Source organism: Acetobacter orientalis (assembly GCF_000963965.1).
Lineage (GTDB): Bacteria > Pseudomonadota > Alphaproteobacteria > Acetobacterales > Acetobacteraceae > Acetobacter > Acetobacter orientalis.
On sequence record NZ_BAMX01000006.1, the window covers coordinates 143,991 to 161,097 of the forward strand.

The 17,107-nt window shown below is 56.1% G+C and carries 12 protein-coding genes; 4 read left to right on the top strand and 8 right to left on the bottom strand.

What is annotated here, in order from left to right; translation table 11 throughout:
- Positions 1-220: 220 nt before the first annotated feature.
- The 6 genes from Abor_RS02385 to Abor_RS02410 all read right to left on the bottom strand — a co-directional run bounded on the left by Abor_RS02385 (position 221) and on the right by Abor_RS02410 (position 6,800).
- Positions 221-439, bottom strand: a complete 219-nt coding sequence (locus Abor_RS02385) for a dimerization/docking domain-containing protein (protein ID WP_048840225.1) — start codon at positions 437-439, stop codon at positions 221-223.
- 46 nt (positions 440-485) lie between these two features.
- Positions 486-1,457, bottom strand: coding sequence for a Tim44 domain-containing protein (locus Abor_RS02390; RefSeq protein ID WP_048840303.1), 972 nt, complete (start codon positions 1,455-1,457; stop codon positions 486-488).
- A gap of 22 nt (positions 1,458-1,479) precedes the next feature.
- The gene (locus Abor_RS02395) at positions 1,480-2,820 is read right to left on the bottom strand and encodes a TldD/PmbA family protein (RefSeq protein ID WP_048840226.1); all 1,341 of its coding nucleotides are present in this window, start codon (positions 2,818-2,820) and stop codon (positions 1,480-1,482) included.
- Positions 2,817-4,085, bottom strand: coding sequence for a M16 family metallopeptidase (locus Abor_RS02400; RefSeq protein ID WP_048840227.1), 1,269 nt, complete (start codon positions 4,083-4,085; stop codon positions 2,817-2,819). The genes Abor_RS02395 and Abor_RS02400 overlap by 4 nt, the downstream gene beginning before the upstream one ends.
- 60 nt (positions 4,086-4,145) lie before the next feature.
- A complete protein-coding gene (thrC, locus tag Abor_RS02405) occupies positions 4,146-5,546 on the bottom strand; it encodes a threonine synthase (RefSeq protein ID WP_048840228.1) in 1,401 nt (466 codons plus the stop codon).
- Between the two features lie 105 nt (positions 5,547-5,651).
- Positions 5,652-6,800: an L-dopachrome tautomerase-related protein gene (locus Abor_RS02410; RefSeq protein WP_052946342.1), complete on the bottom strand. Its 1,149-nt coding sequence runs from the start codon at positions 6,798-6,800 to the stop codon at positions 5,652-5,654.
- A gap of 20 nt (positions 6,801-6,820) precedes the next feature.
- Here Abor_RS02410 and Abor_RS02415 point away from each other — a divergent pair, with 20 nt between their 5' ends.
- Positions 6,821-6,979 (top strand): hypothetical protein, encoded by a 159-nt coding sequence (locus Abor_RS02415; protein ID WP_158319713.1) that lies wholly within the window; start codon positions 6,821-6,823, stop codon positions 6,977-6,979.
- Here Abor_RS02415 and Abor_RS02420 read toward each other — a convergent pair.
- The gene (locus tag Abor_RS02420) at positions 6,933-8,447 is read right to left on the bottom strand and encodes a carboxypeptidase M32 (RefSeq protein ID WP_048840229.1); all 1,515 of its coding nucleotides are present in this window, start codon (positions 8,445-8,447) and stop codon (positions 6,933-6,935) included. The genes Abor_RS02415 and Abor_RS02420 overlap by 47 nt on opposite strands.
- Positions 8,448-8,555: 108 nt before the next feature.
- Between Abor_RS02420 and Abor_RS02425 the strand changes: the two genes are divergently transcribed.
- Genes Abor_RS02425 through Abor_RS02435 form a run of 3 tightly spaced genes read left to right on the top strand, consistent with a single transcriptional unit; the run spans position 8,556 to position 16,145 of the window.
- Entirely contained in the window at positions 8,556-10,439 is a 1,884-nt protein-coding gene (locus Abor_RS02425; RefSeq protein WP_048840305.1) for a tetratricopeptide repeat protein, read from the top strand.
- A gap of 41 nt (positions 10,440-10,480) precedes the next feature.
- Positions 10,481-13,144, top strand: a complete 2,664-nt coding sequence (gene mutS / locus Abor_RS02430; protein WP_048840306.1) for a DNA mismatch repair protein MutS — start codon at positions 10,481-10,483, stop codon at positions 13,142-13,144.
- A 49-nt stretch (positions 13,145-13,193) separates the two neighbouring features.
- A complete protein-coding gene (locus tag Abor_RS02435; RefSeq protein ID WP_048840230.1) occupies positions 13,194-16,145 on the top strand; it encodes a [protein-PII] uridylyltransferase in 2,952 nt (983 codons plus the stop codon).
- Positions 16,146-16,215: 70 nt separating this feature from the next.
- Here the strand turns inward: Abor_RS02435 and Abor_RS02440 are convergent, their stop codons facing one another.
- Positions 16,216-17,079 (bottom strand): NUDIX hydrolase, encoded by an 864-nt coding sequence (locus tag Abor_RS02440; protein ID WP_048840231.1) that lies wholly within the window; start codon positions 17,077-17,079, stop codon positions 16,216-16,218.
- Between the last annotated feature and the right edge of the window lie 28 nt (positions 17,080-17,107).

Below are 17,107 nucleotides of genomic sequence, written 5' to 3' on the forward strand. Positions count from 1 at the left end.
GAACCGAGGGGCTTGGAAAGCTTGGGCGTTAATGAGGGAGTTCAACCCTCTAAGGGTAAAGGTTGGTACGTGTACACAAATACAAAAAAGCACCTCCAGCCTGTGTGGCTAAGGCGCTTTTTTAATGGGGCTCTAAGGTATGCTAAACGGCTCTATAGGCGTAGGTGGTTTTGGGTAAGGCTCTTTGTGTGGGGTACAATAAAACCGAATGTTGCTTCTTTTAGTGTGTGGCTTTTTCGGCGGCTGTTGTGTGTGGGGGCAGCACTTCTTCCATTTTAACAGGCACGCCGTGTTCTTGAAGTTTGATGACTTCTTGTTTGAGGTCAGCGAGTTGGCGCTTGTTCCAGTAATGCATAAAAATGCCAAAAGCCGAGGCTGAAGACGCCAGTACTAAAACTGCAATTTCAAGGTAAAGCATAAGGTAAGCCTGTGTGAGCATTAAAAAACCCTCCGCCTGGGTAGGGGCGGAGGGTGGTAGTTAGAAGTTAGTTGCCACTGGTTTGCTGAATGGCTGAGAGCAACCAGCGCCCCCCGCGTGAGGGGCGGGTGAATGTCCAGAGTTCTGTAATCGTCACTGGCTCGGTTGAGCTGCCTTGCAGCACTTGGCCTGTTGCGTTGGTGGTTAGGTCTATCAGGCTGTAGCGCATGGCAACGCTTGCGTAGTCCATGCCTGCTTCTTGCCAAGCCTCTGCTAGGTCACCTTGAATAAAGTGTACATCAGACACAACATTGCGTGCACCTTGGGCGGCCAAGGTAGCAAGCTGTTGGTTGAAGTAAGATACCATTTCGGGCGTGGCCATTTGCTGCATGGCCGGAATATTCTGCTGGTTCCACGCATTTTGAATATCAAGCAGGGTTTGCTGAAAAGCCTGATAGTCAGCTGCATTAATAGCGAGGTCAGAAGATTGTTGGGCAGCAGGGCGTGGGGTTGAAAGCGGTGGGCCTGCGTTGGCACTGCCGTTTGAAAACCCAAAATTGTTACCACCATTGGTACCACTTGCCCGATTGCCTGAAAAGCGGCGTACAAGCCACATAACAACCCACACAATAAGAGCAATCTGGAACAGCAGGCCAATAAAGCCAAAGAAGCTATGCACACCGCCCATAATGCCGTGGCCGCTCAAAAGCCCAAACAGGCCAGCCCCCAACAGGCCACCAGCCAGCCCCGTTAAAAATGGGTGGCGGGGCCGCATGGCTTGTGCGCCCATGCCTTGGCCGTAAGGGGCTTGTGCCCCATAGCCGCTTGGCCCGCTGCGTGGGGTAATGGAGCGATCCATCGGGGCTGCGCCATAAGGGCTTGTGCGTGTGGGTGGTGGAGCACTCCATGTGCGGCTACCACGGCTGCCCATAGAACTGCCCTGACCGGGGCGGGCATCTGCGTGGTATGCCAGCGGGCCACCAAGTAGGCTCACGGCCAGCAGGGCAGTTAGAACAGAAGAAAGATAGCGCTTTTTCACGGTTGTTCGTGTCTCCACAGGGTTAGGCCCCGGCAACATTGAGGGCATCTGTCCTTAATGTGGGGGCGTTGGTGCCAAAACGGAACACCAAATCGTTCGCCAAAATAAAAGACGCAAAAATATCGAGCAGGTTGCCTGCTAGCGTAAATTCAGCCGTGGCTTCGGCTAACTGCCCATCACGGATCATAAAGCCCGAGGCCCCCCGGCTATAGTCGCCCGTTAAACCATTGATGGAAGAGCCCATCATTTCGGTAATAAACAGCCCCTCCTTGATATCCGCCATAAGCGCGGTGGGGCTGAGTGCGCCGGGTGCTAAGGCCAAGTTAGTGGGGGAAGGTGCCGGTGGGCCAGAGGTGCCACGCGCAGCACGGCCATTGCTGGTTAGGCCCAACTGCCGTGCGCTACGGCTATCGAGCAACCAAGTTTGCAGCACACCGTTTTGTACCAGTGCCAAGGGTGTGGCGTGTGTGCCCTCACCATCAAACGGGCGGGAGCGGAGGCCACGGGGGCGCGTGGGGTCATCGGTAATGCTCACACCCTCAGCAAAAATGCGCTGGTTGAGTTTGTCTTTTAAAAAAGACGTACCACGCGCAATGCTAGCCCCGCTAATGGCCCCAATAAAATGCTGCAAAAAGCTGTTGGCAACACGGGGGTGAAACACAACCGGGTAGCGCCCAGTACGGGGCCGGGTTGGGTTGAGGCGTGCTACAGCATTGGCCCCGGCCTTGCGGCCCAACTCGGCGGCGTTTTCAAGGTCTGCTAGGTGTACGGTACTATGGTAGTCATAGTCGCGTTGCATGGTCTCGCCTTGGCCAGCTAGCACGCAAACTGATGTTGAATGGCTAGTACGGGCATAGTGGCCTGCAAAGCCTTGGGAGGTAACAAGGCTTACCTCTGTACGGCCCCAAGAGGCATTGCTACCTGCGCTGTTGGTAACGCCCTTTATGGCAAGAGCAGCCTGTTCACCCTCGGTTGCGCGGGCTAGCAGAGCTTTTGCGTCTGGCTCGGCGGTATCTGCCAAGTCTAGGGTGTTGGTGGTGTGGGTACCGGTTAGGCTGTGTTCTGCAAGGCCAGCAAAGCGGTCATCTGGCAAAACGCGGGCCATGGCCAGAGCTTGCTCAACCAAGCCCTCAAACCGGGCCGGTGCCAAGGTTGTGGCAGACACAATGGCAGACTTCTGGCCGGTAAAAACCCGCAGGCCTAGGTCTGTGGTTTCTGAGCGTTCAAGGTCTTCTGTTGTGCCGTTGCGGACACCAGCGCCAATGGCCGTGCTTGAAATAAACACGGCATCGGCGGCATCGGCACCCGCAGCGCGGGCGCGGGCTATCAGGTCAGAGAGTTTGGTGAGGGTTTGCTCTGTCATGCGACCAGTTTCTCCGAAATACTGCTCAGCGATGGCACGTGGCTAATGGGGCCAAGGGCCGCCAGTGTTGGTTGCTGGCGGAAAATACGGGCAGCAACACGGCAAATATCGGCTTGGGTGACGGCTTCAACACGCTGCACGGTTTCTGCAACCGGAATAATGCGGCCAAAAAGCTGGAGCTGGCGTGCTATCTGCTCGCACCGGCTGCCGGTGCTTTCTAAAGACATAAGCAGGGAGGCTTTAAGCTGGGCGCGTGCGCGTGCGAGTTCTTCTGGCCCGACAGCAAGCTGCACTTTACGCAACTCTTCTAGGGTAACAGGAACAAGCTCAGCGCATTGTTTTTCGCCCGTGCCTGCGTAAATGCCAAACAGGCCGCCATCGGCAAAGGGGGCGTTAAAGGAATAGACCGAATAAACCAGCCCGCGCTTTTCACGAATTTCTTGAAACAGGCGTGAAGACATACCGCCACCAAGCAGCATGGAAAGCAGAAGGGCTGCGTAATAGTCGGGGTCGTTAAACCCAACAGAGGGGAAGCCTAGCACAACATGGGCTTGGTCAAGGTCTTTTTCCTGCCGGAACTCGCTGCCTGCATAGCTGGCAGAGGGGGTAGGAATTTGGGCTGTGGTAGGCAGGTCTGCAAAATGCTGCTGTACGCGTTTTACCACATCTTCGTGGTACAGATTGCCTGCGGCCGCCACAACCATGTTGCTGGTGGTGTAGTGGCTGGTCATGTAGCGCATAAGCGTTTCACGCGGCATGTGCTCAATAAGCGCTTCTGTACCCAGTGTTGGGCGGCCCATGGGCTGGTTAGGGAAGGCCGCTGCTTGGAAGTGGTCAAAAACCACATCATCTGGCGTGTCGTTTGCCTGCCCAATTTCTTGTAAAATAACGCCGCGCTCACGCTCAACCTCGGTGGGGTCAAAGGTAGAGTGGGTTAAGATATCGCCAATAATATCAACGCCCAGATCAAGGTTTTCTTTCAGCAGTTTGACGTAAAATGCTGTCTGTTCCCGCGCGGTGTAGGCGTTGATATGGCCGCCTACATTTTCAATTTCTTCGGCAATTTGCAGGGCAGAGCGGCTGGTGGTGCCTTTAAAGGCCATATGCTCAAGAAAGTGGGAAACCCCGTTTTCTTCAGCAGTTTCATCACGCGTGCCAGTAGACACGTAGGCCCCGAAAGAAACGGTTTCAACACGTTCCATACGTTCGGTTACAACGGTCAGGCCGGAGGGAAGGCGGGTCAGATTGATCGGGTCGGTCGTCATTCTTGTCCTGAAAGGAAAGGCCGCACGAAGCGGCCTGAGAGAGAAGAAAAAAGAGAAAAATTACTCTGCGTTGCTGAGCACCGCAGAGCGTACGGCATCTTTAACCGCATCGGCCGTAGCCGGAATGGTGCGGTAGCGCTCTTCACGCGAGAAGAGGTCTTCTAGATGTACGGGCAGTGCTGGGTGAATACCGGTTGCAGCGACCATGGCATCTGGGAATTTTGCCGGGTGGGCGGTGGCCATAGCGACCATAGGCACGCCTGCTTCACGAAAGCGCCTGCCTGCGGCAATACCAATGGCACTGTGCGGGTCTGCCAGATAGTTAGACTTTTGGTGCAGGTTTCTGATTTCGGTTTCTGTTGCCGCGTCGTCAAGGGCAAGGCCAGAGAAAAGCGTGCGGGCTTTTTCCCAAACCTGCTCTGGCACATCCATATGCCCGCTTTGGCGGAAGGTAGTCATGATACGCGCGCAAGCTGCGGCATCGCGGTCTAGCAATTCAAACAGCAAACGCTCAAAGTTGGACGAAACCTGAATATCCATAGAGGGAGACAGGCTGGGCACGACCTCTTTCATGGTCATGTCGTTGGCATTCAAGAAGCGGGTCAGAATGTCGTTGCGGTTAGAGCCAATGCACAGGTGGCGCACAGGCAGGCCCATTTTACGGGCAGCCCAAGCGGCGAGAATATTGCCAAAATTACCTGTTGGTACGGCAAAAGAGACATCACGGTCTGGGGCGCCAAAATTAAGCGCTGCGTACACATAGTAAGGAATTTGTGCAGCAATACGCGCCCAGTTAATGGAGTTAACCGCAGACAGGTGCATGTCTTTACGGAAGGGAAGGTCTGCAAAGCAGGCTTTTACTAAGTCTTGGCAGTCATCAAATGTGCCTTCAACGGCCAGATTGGTCACGTTGGGTTCAAGCACGGTGGTCATCTGCCGGCGCTGTACCTCAGAGGTACGGCCTTTGGGGTGCAGAATAACAACAGACAGGCGGTTGCGACCGCGGCAGGCTTCAATAGCGGCAGACCCGGTATCACCCGATGTTGCGCCAACAATGGTTACGTGGCTGTCGCGCTGGGTAAGCACATGCTCAAAAAGCTGGCCCAGCACCTGCATGGCCATATCTTTAAAAGCCAGCGTTGGGCCATGAAACAGCTCTTGTACAAACAGGCCGTCTTCTACCTGCGTAAGGGGCACAATGGCGGGGTGGTCAAAACCGGCATAGGCTTTGGCACAGAGCTGGCGCAGGGTTTGTGTATCTATGTCGTTGCCAACAAAGGGGGCCAGAATGCGGGCTGCCAGCTCTGGGTAGGGCAGGCCACGCATGGCGCGCCACTCTTCTTGCGAGAAGGTGGGCCATGTTTCTGGTAGGTACAGGCCGCCATCTTCGGCCAGACCTGTCAGCAGAACGTCAGAAAACGAAAGAGCGGGAGCCTTCCCCCGGGTCGAAATATAGCGCATGCGCAGGTTATACCCTGAATAAGGAGTGGCGCGAAGTAGGCTTGTGCACCCTATATGGGCCTGTCAGGCGGGCTTCAACATAGGGCAGGGCTACTTTGGCGGTTTTTACGTGGGTGGCGGAGTGGTTGGCAGGTCTAGCTTGTAAACCGTAACCGGCCAGACAATGCTAGACTGGCCACCCGTAAAGGCGGCGGTGTGGTCTAGCTGGGCTGCGGGCACATAGAGGTGGCCAGAGGTATCCAGCCCCGGTGTGGCAGGCCATTTTAGCCGGTTATCTGTTATTAAGCGGCGGGGTACGCGGCCTGTTGTGTAGCTTAAAATACTGCCCGTGCTGATGTCTGACCAATATAGCGTGCCATCTGGCCCAATGGTCATGCCGCCGAGGGCCGGGGTTTTAAACCACTGGGTTACGCTTTCTTCCAGTGCGGCGGCGGTTACGTCTGGGTCTGTAAAGATGCTGGTTTCAACACGGGAGAGGTAGCCGCCGGGGGGTTGCACCACAATCCATTTCCCATCTGGGCTTACGGCTATCATGCTGGCATCTATGGCAAGCAAATTACCATTGGTAGAATGCACAGGCCCTTGTGGGGTAGTTATGGGGCGCGTGGCCACCAAACTTGGGTGCCGGTCTAAAAAGCGGCGGGTAGACCCTGTTTTAAGGTCTATGACCAAAATACCGCCAATGCCAGAATCTGCCACGTAAGCGGTGTCTGCATGGACGGCTACGCCAGACACAATACTTTCAGGGTGTAGGGCTTTTTGCTCTAGCGTGAGTGTGCGCACAACCTTGTTTTGGTGGGTATCAATCTGCACCAGTTTTGGGGGGGCTATGGGGGCCGCTTTATGGTTGGGTACGCCGCTATCCAGCACCCACAACGTACCATCAGCCATAAGGGTTAAGCCTGCGGCACTCACAATACGTTGGCTAGGCTCACCTTCTGTGGCGTTCCATGCTGTATCGGGGTAGGGGGCAAAGGTGCCATCTGTGGCCCGGATAGAAAGCTGGGGGCCAGTATTGCCAACCCAGATAGGGGCTTGCAGCACAAACCGGCCGTCGGGCAGCGGCACCACTGCGTCCCACACTTGTTTGTCTGACTGTATGGCGGGGGTTAGGGCCGAGCCTGAGAGTTCGGCCACTTTGGGCATATGCAACGCCAGCGCGGGTGTTGTGGGCAATGCAATGGCTAACGTGGCAGCCGCTACCCCCGCTATAGCCATGCGGGACAAAAGGGAGGGAGAAAGCAGAAAGGGCATTGGCAAAAAAGCCTTACGGCATGACAGCAGAAACATGGTGGCTAGTTTCTGCCCGTTTGGAGCAAGAGGCAACCGCATTATGTGCATGGCGCACGGCTGCCCAAGGTGGGGGCCGTATGCCCCCAAGCTGTTTTATGCGTCTGGCGCACGATCCAGATAACGGCGGCGGATATGGGTAAGATAGGCCTCTGCCGTTAACGGTGAGCCTGTGGCATCGTTTAAAATTTGCGGCATGGAGGCACTGCTGGCTCGGCTATGCACGTTGGTGCGTAGCCAGTGCATAAGTGGTCCAAAGTCTCCGTTTGCAACAGCCGTGGCGCAGTCTGGTGCCTGCTTATACGCCGCGGCCCGGAACTGCGCTGCCGCCATAGCCCCCAACGCATAGCACGGGAAGTAGCCAAACAGCCCCTCCGGCCAATGAATGTCTTGCAGGCAGCCGTGTTGGTCGTTGGGCACTTTTAGGCCAAGCAGGGTGTGTATGCCGTCATTAAAGGCGGCTGGTAGGTCTGCTAAGGGCAGGTCACCGCTTATCATGGCTTTTTCAAGCTGGTAGCGCACTAAAATATGGGCGGGGTAGGTCACTTCATCTGCATCAACACGAATAAAGCCGGGCTGCACGTGGGTAAGGTGGCGGTGCAGGTTTTCTGGCTGCCACGTGGTGGTGTTGGGGGCAGAAAAAGCCTCACGCAGGTGCGGGGCTACCCATTCAACAAATGCGCGGGAGCGGCAAACCTGCATTTCAATGAGCAGAGACTGGCTTTCATGCAGGGTCATGCCGCCAGCTTGTCCAACAGGTTGGGAGACCCAGTCTGCTGGCAAGCCTTGCTCGTACATGGCGTGGCCAGTTTCGTGTAAAACCCCCATCATGGCGGGTATAAAGTCTGCCTCTTGGTAGCGGGTGGTCAGGCGCACATCGTAAGTGGCACCGCCACAAAACGGGTGGGTGCTTACGTCTAGGCGGCCACGGGTCATGTCAAAGCCAAGGCGCTGCATAAGCCTGCGGCCCAAGGCTTCTTGCTGGGGTATGGCAAACGGCCCCTGCAACGGCTGCATAGCGGGCAGAGACGCCTGTTTTTCCAGAACGGTGGCAATAAGGCCGGGCAGGTCTTTTTGCAGTTGGGTAAAAATAGGGTCGATATGGGCTTGCCGCGTGCCGGGATCAAACGAATCGAGCAGGGCATCATAGTGGCTAAGGCCCAGCGCCTGTGCTTTTGCGGCTGCGGTTTGGCGGGTTAGGTTGAGCACCTCTGTTAAGTGCGGCAGAAAGCTTGCGTAGTCGCTGTTTTCGCGGGCTTCACGCCATGCCATTTCGCTGCGTGTGGTGGCTTGGGTAAGGGCTTCTACCAAGTCACCGGGTAGGGCGGTGGCATGGGTATGGTTACGCCGCATTTCGGCAAGGTTGGCTTTTTGCCAAGCACTTAGGGCTGTACCGGCTTGTGCTTCTGCCGTGGCTAGCAGGTCTGCCATGGCGGGGGCTGTCAAAATCTCATGGCGCAGGCCGGCAAGCGTTGCCAGCGTATCGGCACGGCGGCCAGCGGCCCCATGCGGCATAATCACTTCTTTGTCCCACGACAAAATGCCAAGGGCATCACTGAGGGAGGACAGGCGGGCAAAGTGGCGCTCAAGCGTCTGATAGGCAGTAGTCATGGTGCTACCATAATGCAGGTGTACGCTTTGCGGAATGTGTTGCTGTGCCTATAGGTGCCATAATGTGCAACACGCTTGTATTTTGGTGCCACAAAGGCAGGGTTCGTTATGCACACAGCCAGCCCCCATACCCCCCTAACGCTAGCTGAGACAGCCTTAGGCCTTCTAGCGCAAGGCAAGGCCGAGCAAGCGGCCACGCTGTTACGCCCACACCTTGCCCAAAACCCACAAGATGGCGCGGCATGGCACGCTTTTGGGTGTGTGGCTCTGGCTAATGGCAGCGCGCAAGCTGCAGTGCAGTGCGTGGCCAAAGCACTGGAGTTAGAAAGCCAGCCACATTTTTATAGTACGCAGGGGCAGGCACTCTTGGCCCTTGGTCATGCTGAAGCAGCCCGCGCAGCCCTGCATGTTGCCATTATGCAAAGCCCACGAGACCCAAGGCCGCACCAACTTATGGCAGAAGCACTAGAGGCGTTAGGTCGTTTTGATAATGCGGCCCAAGCCCTGCGCAACGCTGTGCGTTTGCGCCCCCTTGAGAGTGAACGGCATGTCGCACTTGCCGCATTTTTGGCCCGCCATGGGCAAATGGCAGAGGCACTTGTTGTTTCTCGCCACGCGGTAGCCATAGCACCGCACAGTATTTTGGCACAAAACCAGCACGCTTTATTGCTAGAGCGGGCCGATAAACTGCCAGAGGCTACACCGTTTTTTGGCGCTGTAGCGCAAGCGCTGCCAGATAATGCGGCAGCATTAGCGAATTATGGGGCGGCCCTTTACGCCAAAGGAGACTTTGCAGAGGCACGCTCAATAGGGCAGCGCTCTGCCAACTTACAGCCAGAGGCCGCAGAAACCCAAAATAATGTGGGGTTGAGCAACCTGGCCCTTGGCGCCTTGCCAGAGGCTATGCAGGCCTTAGAGCAAGCCAGAAAACTTGCCCCGCATGATGCCCGTATCGCGACAAATTACGGCACAGCTTTGAGCGATATGGGCTATTATACGCAAGCCGAGGCCCTTTTTAGGCAGGTGGAGGCAACCCCCAACATCACAGCACTTGAGCGGGCGCGGGCAAGGTTTAACCTAGCGACAGTGCTGTTGACAGAAGGGCGTTTTAAAGAAGGCTGGGCCTGTTTTGAGGCCCGGAAAAACTTACAAATCGGAGGGGCCTTTACAACGTTGCCTGCATGGCAAGGGCAGGCCCAAACACAGCCGGTGCTGCTCTATGCCGAGCAAGGCTTGGGCGATTGCCTGCATTTTTTACGGTATGTGAATGCCGCAGCATGCCGCACGCCTGTGGTGTTGGTGGTGCCCCAAGTGCTGTGCTCTTTGGTGGCGCATATTGTCTTTGAAGGCACATATACTGTGCAGGTTGTGGCGCGGGGCGAGACGGCCCATACGCACGGTGCTGTATCAGCATGTTCTGTGCTGAGTTTGCCGCATATAATGGGGATGAGTGCGCCGTTTGCGTGGCTGCCACGTTTTAAGCAGCCCCTACTGGCGCCTGAAAAAAAGCAGCAGGGCTTGCGTATAGGGCTATGCTGGTCTGGTAACCCTACGTACCGTTTTGATAAACGGCGTTCTATAGAGCTTACAGTCTTAGAGCCATTATGTACGCTACCCGGTATAACGGTGCAGGCTTTACAGCCAGAGGCACATAAGAGCCCGTTTACGTTAACGCCTTTGCCGCAGGGCGATATGCTGCAAACAGCCCGCCTTATTGCCACACTTGACTGTGTGGTGAGTGTTGATACTGCCGTGGTGCATCTGGCGGGCTTACTGGGCAAGCCAACATGGCTACTTAACCGCTTTGGTGGAGACTGGCGGTGGGCAAAGGCTTCCACCAAAGTTGGGGGGCAGGGGCAGGTTATGAGCCTGTGGTACCCCCATACGCATGTCATCACGCAGCCAAAACCGGGTGAGGGGAACGCCCCGTGGCATGAGCCTGTGCAGCAGGTGACAGCCGCATTGTGCAAACTTGTAAAAAAGGGTGCGTGAAGGCTGTTGCTCCTGCCACCCACACCCGTATGATACGCGCCATGACGCGTTATTCTCCTGAGGGTGCCACCCCCGCCATGGCGCAATGGTTTGCGCTAAAAGCGGAAAATCCAGAAGCTCTGCTCTTTTTTCGCATGGGCGATTTTTACGAGCTGTTTTTTGATGATGCTACTGCGGCAGCCGCAGCGCTTGATATTGCGCTTACTGCCCGTGGTAGCCACGGGGGTGAGCCTATCTCCATGTGTGGGGTGCCTGTTGGTGCGGCGTCTGCTTACCTAGCCCGCCTTATAAGGCGCGGGTTTAGGGTGGCGGTGGCAGAGCAAACCGAAGCCCCCCGTAAAGGCAAAGGGGCTGCCAAAGGCCCGCTGGCACGGGCCGTTGTGCGCGTGGTGACACCGGGCACTTTAACAGAAGATGAACTGCTTGAGCCCGGCCGCTCCAACCTGTTGCTGGCCTTGGTTGGCGGGGCTGCTGGCACAGGTAAGGGGCGCAAAGGCAAAGCGGCCAGTGCTGCTGCGCAAGCAGAAGACACGCTGGGTGCGGCATGGATTGATGTCTCTACCGGGCTTTTTGAAACAGCTCAACTGAGTGCGCGCAACCTTGCGGGCCTTCTGGGGCGGTTAGACCCGGCAGAAATTTTGGCCCTCCCCACATTGGCGTTGGGGGACTTTGAGGGCTGCCGTGCACCAGATGTGCTGGTGCCGGGTATAGAAGCTGCCCGCCAGCGCCTTGCATCAGCCTTTAGTGTGGCAAGCCTAGATGCGTTTGGTACTTTTACAGATGAAGAGGCTGTAGCCGCAGCTTTGGCGGTAGAATATGTGCAACGTAGCCAAGCGGGTAAACTGCCGCGCCTTGCCCACCCAAGCCCACAAACAGATGGCGGCATACTGGGTATAGACCCCGCGACTCGGGCCAGCTTAGATATTTTGCGCGCCCGAGATGGTGGTATGGAGCACACGCTGTTTTCAGCCGTAAACCATACCGTAACGGCTGCCGGTGCGCGTTTGCTGGCAGAGTGGCTGGCTGCCCCCTTAACCGACATAGGCCGCATTGCTGCCCGCCAAGAGGGGTGGGTTTGGTTAAGTGAGGGCACAACAAGCCGGGATGGCCTGCGTGAGTGTTTGAAAAAAGCGCCCGATATTGCACGCGCCCTTGGGCGGCTGTCTTTAGGGCGTGGCCAACCCCGAGACCTTGCCGCCGTGCGCGATGGTTTGGCGGCAGCCCGTGCCTGTGCCGCTGTGCTGGGTGGCCTGCACGCTAACCTGCCCCCTTATTTGGCCCGCGCCGTGAGCAGCCTTGGTGTGGCAACCGGCCTGCAAGCTGAATTAACCCGCGCTTTAGCCGAGGACCTACCCGCACGCTTAGAAGATGGCGGTGTTATAGCCGCAGGGTACGATGGTGAGTTAGACGGCTACCGTGGCCTGCGCGATAACTCACGGCGTATTGTGGCCGGGTTGCAGGCAGATTACGCAACCCGATTCGGGGTTAATACGCTTAAAATCAAGCATCATGCGCAGCTTGGTTACGTTATTGAGGTGCCCGTAGCTGCCAGTGCCCGCATGAAAGACCGTGATGACCTGATGTTCCGGCAGGGCACGGCCAGCAATGCGCGTTTTTCAACCGAAGAATTATCAGGGCTAGATGCCCGCATTGCCGAAGCGGCAGAGCGTGCCGCAGTGCGTGAAAAAGCGCTGTTTAATGCACTGGCCGATACTGTGTTGGCAGAGCAGGACGTGCCGGTTTTAGCCAAGGCTTTGGCGGTTTTAGACGTGTTGCAGTCTTGCGCAACGCTGGCTACGGGCGGGAGCTGGTGCCGCCCAGTGGTGAGCGATGATGGCGCGTTTGACCTGCACGCCTGTCGGCACCCGGTGGTAGAGGCCGCTTTGCCAAAAGGCACGCGCTTTACTCCTAACGGCTGCGACCTTTCACCCAAGCGCCGGGTTATGTTGCTTACCGGGCCAAACATGGCCGGTAAGTCTACTTTTTTACGGCAAACGGCTTTGTCGGTTATTTTGGCGCAGGGTGGTTTTCCCGTTGCGGCAGAAAAAGCCCATATTGGCGTGGTAGACCAGTTGTTCTCACGCGTTGGGGCATCAGATGACCTCGCACGCGGGCGTTCTACCTTTATGGTTGAAATGACCGAGACCGCCGCCATTCTTAACCAAGCAGGCCCACGCTCTTTGGTGGTGGTAGATGAAATTGGGCGTGGTACCGCAACGCTAGATGGTTTGGCCATTGCCTGGGCCGTGCTGGAGGCTTTGCATTCTACGGTGCGCTGCCGTGCAATTTTTGCAACGCATTTTCATGAACTCTCAGACCTTGTTGATACTCTGCCAAGGCTTTCGCCGCACACTATGGCTGTGCGGGAATGGCGGGGCCAGATTGTGTTTTTACATGAGGTTTTGGCGGGTTCAGCCAAAAAAAGCTGGGGTGTGCATGTTGCTAAACTGGCTGGTGTACCCACATCTGTTGTAGAGCGGGCGGGCCGCTTATTGCGTGAGCTTGAGCACAATAATGCAACCGGGCCTAAGCCCTTGCCGCTGTTCGACACGCAGAAGATATTACCGCAAGACGAAGAAAATACGCTAAGAAAGCGCTTGGTAGACCTTAACCCAGATAGCCTGACCCCACGTGCCGCACTGGACATGTTGTACGAACTTCATAAAGAAGCAGTGCAACATGAAACACCAGCTACGCATAGTTAAGTTAGCTTAGACCGAACAGCCCTGTCCCTTGGAGCAGAACTCGCCCGCAATGCCCAACGCCCCCGTAAATACAGCCTCCGGGCAACCCGACGTCGCTGCATTGGCCCGCCTTACGCCAGAAGGGTTGGCAGCCTGCCTTGCCCGTGAGCTAAGGGACGCAACGCCGCATGACAGTGCCACCCCCCAACGGGACGAGGCCGTGGCAATTTTTAGGCGCTATTTGGCCCGCTACCAGGCAGATATTCGTGCGCGTTTTGAAAAGCACGAGCTTAAAGGTGCGGCCTCTGCCAAGCAGATAGCGGCTTTTACCGACGTGCTGGTACGCGGCATTGTAGACCTAGCCCTGCGGGCTACTGCCACACCGGGTATAGTGGGTGAGGGCACACAGGAAAACCGTAGTGGCAGCAACTTGGTTGTGGCGGCTACCGGCGGCTACGGGCGCGGCCTGCTTGCCCCCTTTAGCGACATAGACCTGCTTTTTCTTACCGATGAGGGCAACGCACATGATGCCCACCGTCTGGTTGAATATGTTCTTTATTTTCTGTGGGACTTGGGCCTTAAAGTTGGGCATGCCACCCGCACGATTACAGAGTGCATAGAAGAAGCCCGCAAAGACACAACCGTACGCACAGCCCTGCTTGATGCCCGCCTGCTGGCTGGCGATGGTGCCCTTTTTGCCATGTTTGAGGCCCGCTACATTGTGGCGTGCGTTGAGGCAGGTGCCGCTGGCTTTATTCATGACAAGCGGCGTGAAAGGCTAGAACGCCACCGCCGCTTTGGGGACAGCCCCTATCTGGTAGAGCCAAACATAAAAGAAGGCCGTGGTGGCCTGCGAGATTTGCAAACACTCTATTGGATGTGCCGCAACACGTTTGGTACCCGCCACGTAACAGACCTGCTTGCCCCAGACTTTATTTGGATGGGTATTTTAACCGAGCAGGAAGCAGCCCGTGCCCGCCGCTCGTGGGACTTTTTATGGACTGTACGCCTGCACCTGCATTACGTGGCTGGGCGGGCAGAAGAACGCCTTACGTTTGATATGCAGCCCGTTATTGGCGCACGTATGGGCTACACCCGGCATGGTCGCCAAAATGGGGTAGAGCGTTTTATGCGCCACTACTTCCTGACCGCGCGTGAGGTTATGCGCCTAACCCATGTGCTTGAGCCAGCCGTACTAAGGCAGGCACAAGGGCCAGTAGCCATTGCCGTTAAACCAGATGAGGCCATGCGTGAGGCAGGCTTTACCCTGATAGACGGCCAGATTTTGCCAGAACGCGGTATCTCGTTTGATAAAGAGCCGCTTAAAATGATGCAGTTGCTAGACTGGGCGCGTATGCGCCGCAGGCCGCTGCACCCCTTGGCCCGCCACCAGCTTATTCGGTGGGAGCGCCGCGCGGTAGAACTGCGTGAAGACCCTGAAGCAGCCCGTATTTTTCTTGACCTGCTCTGTGGTGAAGCACCGCAGATAGAAACAACAGGCCGCCGCCGCCGTGAAGTGGCCATGCCGTCTGATTCTGAAGCGCAGGTTATGACCAGTTATGAGCAGCACGCCCCACCGGGCCATGCGCACTGGCTGCATATTTTAAACGAAACCGGCATTTTTGGCCGTCTTATTCCCGACTGGGCGCGCATTGTCGGGCAAATGCAGTTTGACACCTACCATGTGTTTACGGTCGATGAGCACACAATAGAAGCCATACGCATTATGGACGAGGTGGCCTCTGGCCGCATGGCAGATGAAATACCGGTTGCGTATGAGCTGGTTAAAGGGCTGCATTCTCGCCGTGCCTTATATATGGCCGTATTATTGCACGATGTGGCCAAAGGGCGGGGCGGAGACCACTCTGAAATTGGTTCAGAAATTGCAGCCGAGTTGTGCCCAAAACTGGGTATGTCGGGCGAAGAAACCGAAACCGTTTCTTGGCTGGTATTACACCACTTGCTGCTAAGCCACACGGCCTTCCAACGTGATATTGACGACCCCAAAACCATTCTGGACGTTGCAGATATTGTGCAGTCTCCTGAGCGGTTGCGTTTGCTGCTGTTGCTGACCATTGTGGATATGCGGGCTGTAAGCTCGCGCGTGTGGAACGCATGGAAAGCCACTTTGCTGCGCGAGCTTTATGTGCGCGTGGCTGAAGTGCTGGCAGGCGGCCTTGCCACGACCGAGCGTGACGTGCGTGTACGCCACGCTAAAGAAATTACAGCAGAAATTTTGGCCGAAGACGGCATACCTCAGCCCGATATCGAACGCTTTTTGGAACTGGGTTACGCCGGTTACTGGTTGTCTTTCGACCACGAAACCCACAAACGCCATGCCCGCCTTATAAGAGATGCTGATGCGCGTGAAGCCCCGCTTACTGTTGAGGTGTTGCCGCTACCAGCGCGTGGCGTGACGGAGGTAACCGTTTACTCCATAGACGTGCCGGGGCTGTTCTCAAAAATTGCGGGGGCTTTGGCGCTGGCTGGTGCGTCTATTGTCGATGCTCGGATTCATACCATGATGCACGGCATGGCGCTTGATACGTTCTGGATTCAGGACACGGTAGGGAGTGCCTATGAAGAAACCCACCGTCTAACACGCCTGTCTTCCCTTATTGAGCAGGCACTGAGCGGCCAGATTGATATTAAGGCAGAAATTGCACAGGCTGGTTTTGGGCATATGCCCCTGCGTATGCGTGCCATTCATGTGCCGCCACGTGTGGTGATAGATAACGGGGCTTCTAACACCTTTACAGTTATTGAAATTAACGGCCGTGACCGCCCCGGTTTGCTGCACGATGTAACGGCAGCTATGAGCCGGGAAAACCTCCAGATTGCCTCTGCCCATATTACCACCTACGGCGTGCGCGCAGTGGACGTGTTTTATGTGAAAGATTTGTTTGGTTTGAAAATAACCGACAAAAAACGGCTTGAAGAAATACGCGAAAGCTTGCTGGCCTGCATGAAAGCAGCCGAGGCCCAAGCCAAAGCACTGCTTGATGCCAAAATGTCTGCCTAAGCCGTAAAACGTTACGGCTTAAAAGAATAAAAAGGGCGGCTCTTTAAAAAGAGGCCGCCTTTTTTGTGGTTTACGCCGTTTTGCCGGGGCTGGCGGGTGAAAGCCCTTCGGTTAGGCCTGCACGTAACAGCCTGCCGGTTTCAGAGGTCGGGTCTATTAAGCCCTGCCGCAAAAACAGGTCTATAAGCACTAGGTTGACGTTAAATTTAAACTCGTCCGTGTCGCGCACAAGGGCATAGGCTTGTGAGAGCGGCATAAGGCTGAAAGAGTCTACTTCTCCATCGGCGGCAATGGGCTCAAAACTTTCAGGTAAAAACAGGTCGTAGCAGTATAAAATGTCCCGGCGCAGCCCTTCTGGGCGGTTAAGGGCGTACACAATGCGCCCAACGTCTTGCGCGGTTCTGGCAAGTTCTGCTGCAATACTGGCTTCTTCAGCGGCTTCTTTTACCAATGCTTCTTGCGGGCTATGGCCTGCCGGTACACCGCCTGCCACTAAATGGTCTAGCTTGCCGGGGTCTAGGCGTTTGTTTTGTGCACGGCGGCCTGTCCATAGGTATAGGCCATCAGGTTTACGCACCAAGCCGTTCATATGTACGCCAATGGCTACCAATCCAAAAAGCGGGAGTGCGCCGCGGTCTATACGGGCAACGGCTGGCTGGCCTAAGTCTGGCATTACGTCAAACAGCTCATGGTGCGAGCGGTAAAAGCCTTCTTGGGCCAGCTTTTCGCCCAAGCTTTCCAGCTTGCTGGGGTCGTTTAACGTAAAGCCTGCTGTGCGGCTGCCCAGGCCTTCTTGCTCCAACCGGTCTGCAATGGTGGGGTCTATCCAGCCCGCTTGTTTGCCCCCCAACGTAAAGGCAAAGCGTGGCCCCGGCACAACAGCGGTGTTGCACTGCCTAAGATGACGAAGAAAAGCGGTATCGTCTGACGGCATAAAATGTCCTGTCGTGCTTATGCTCAAA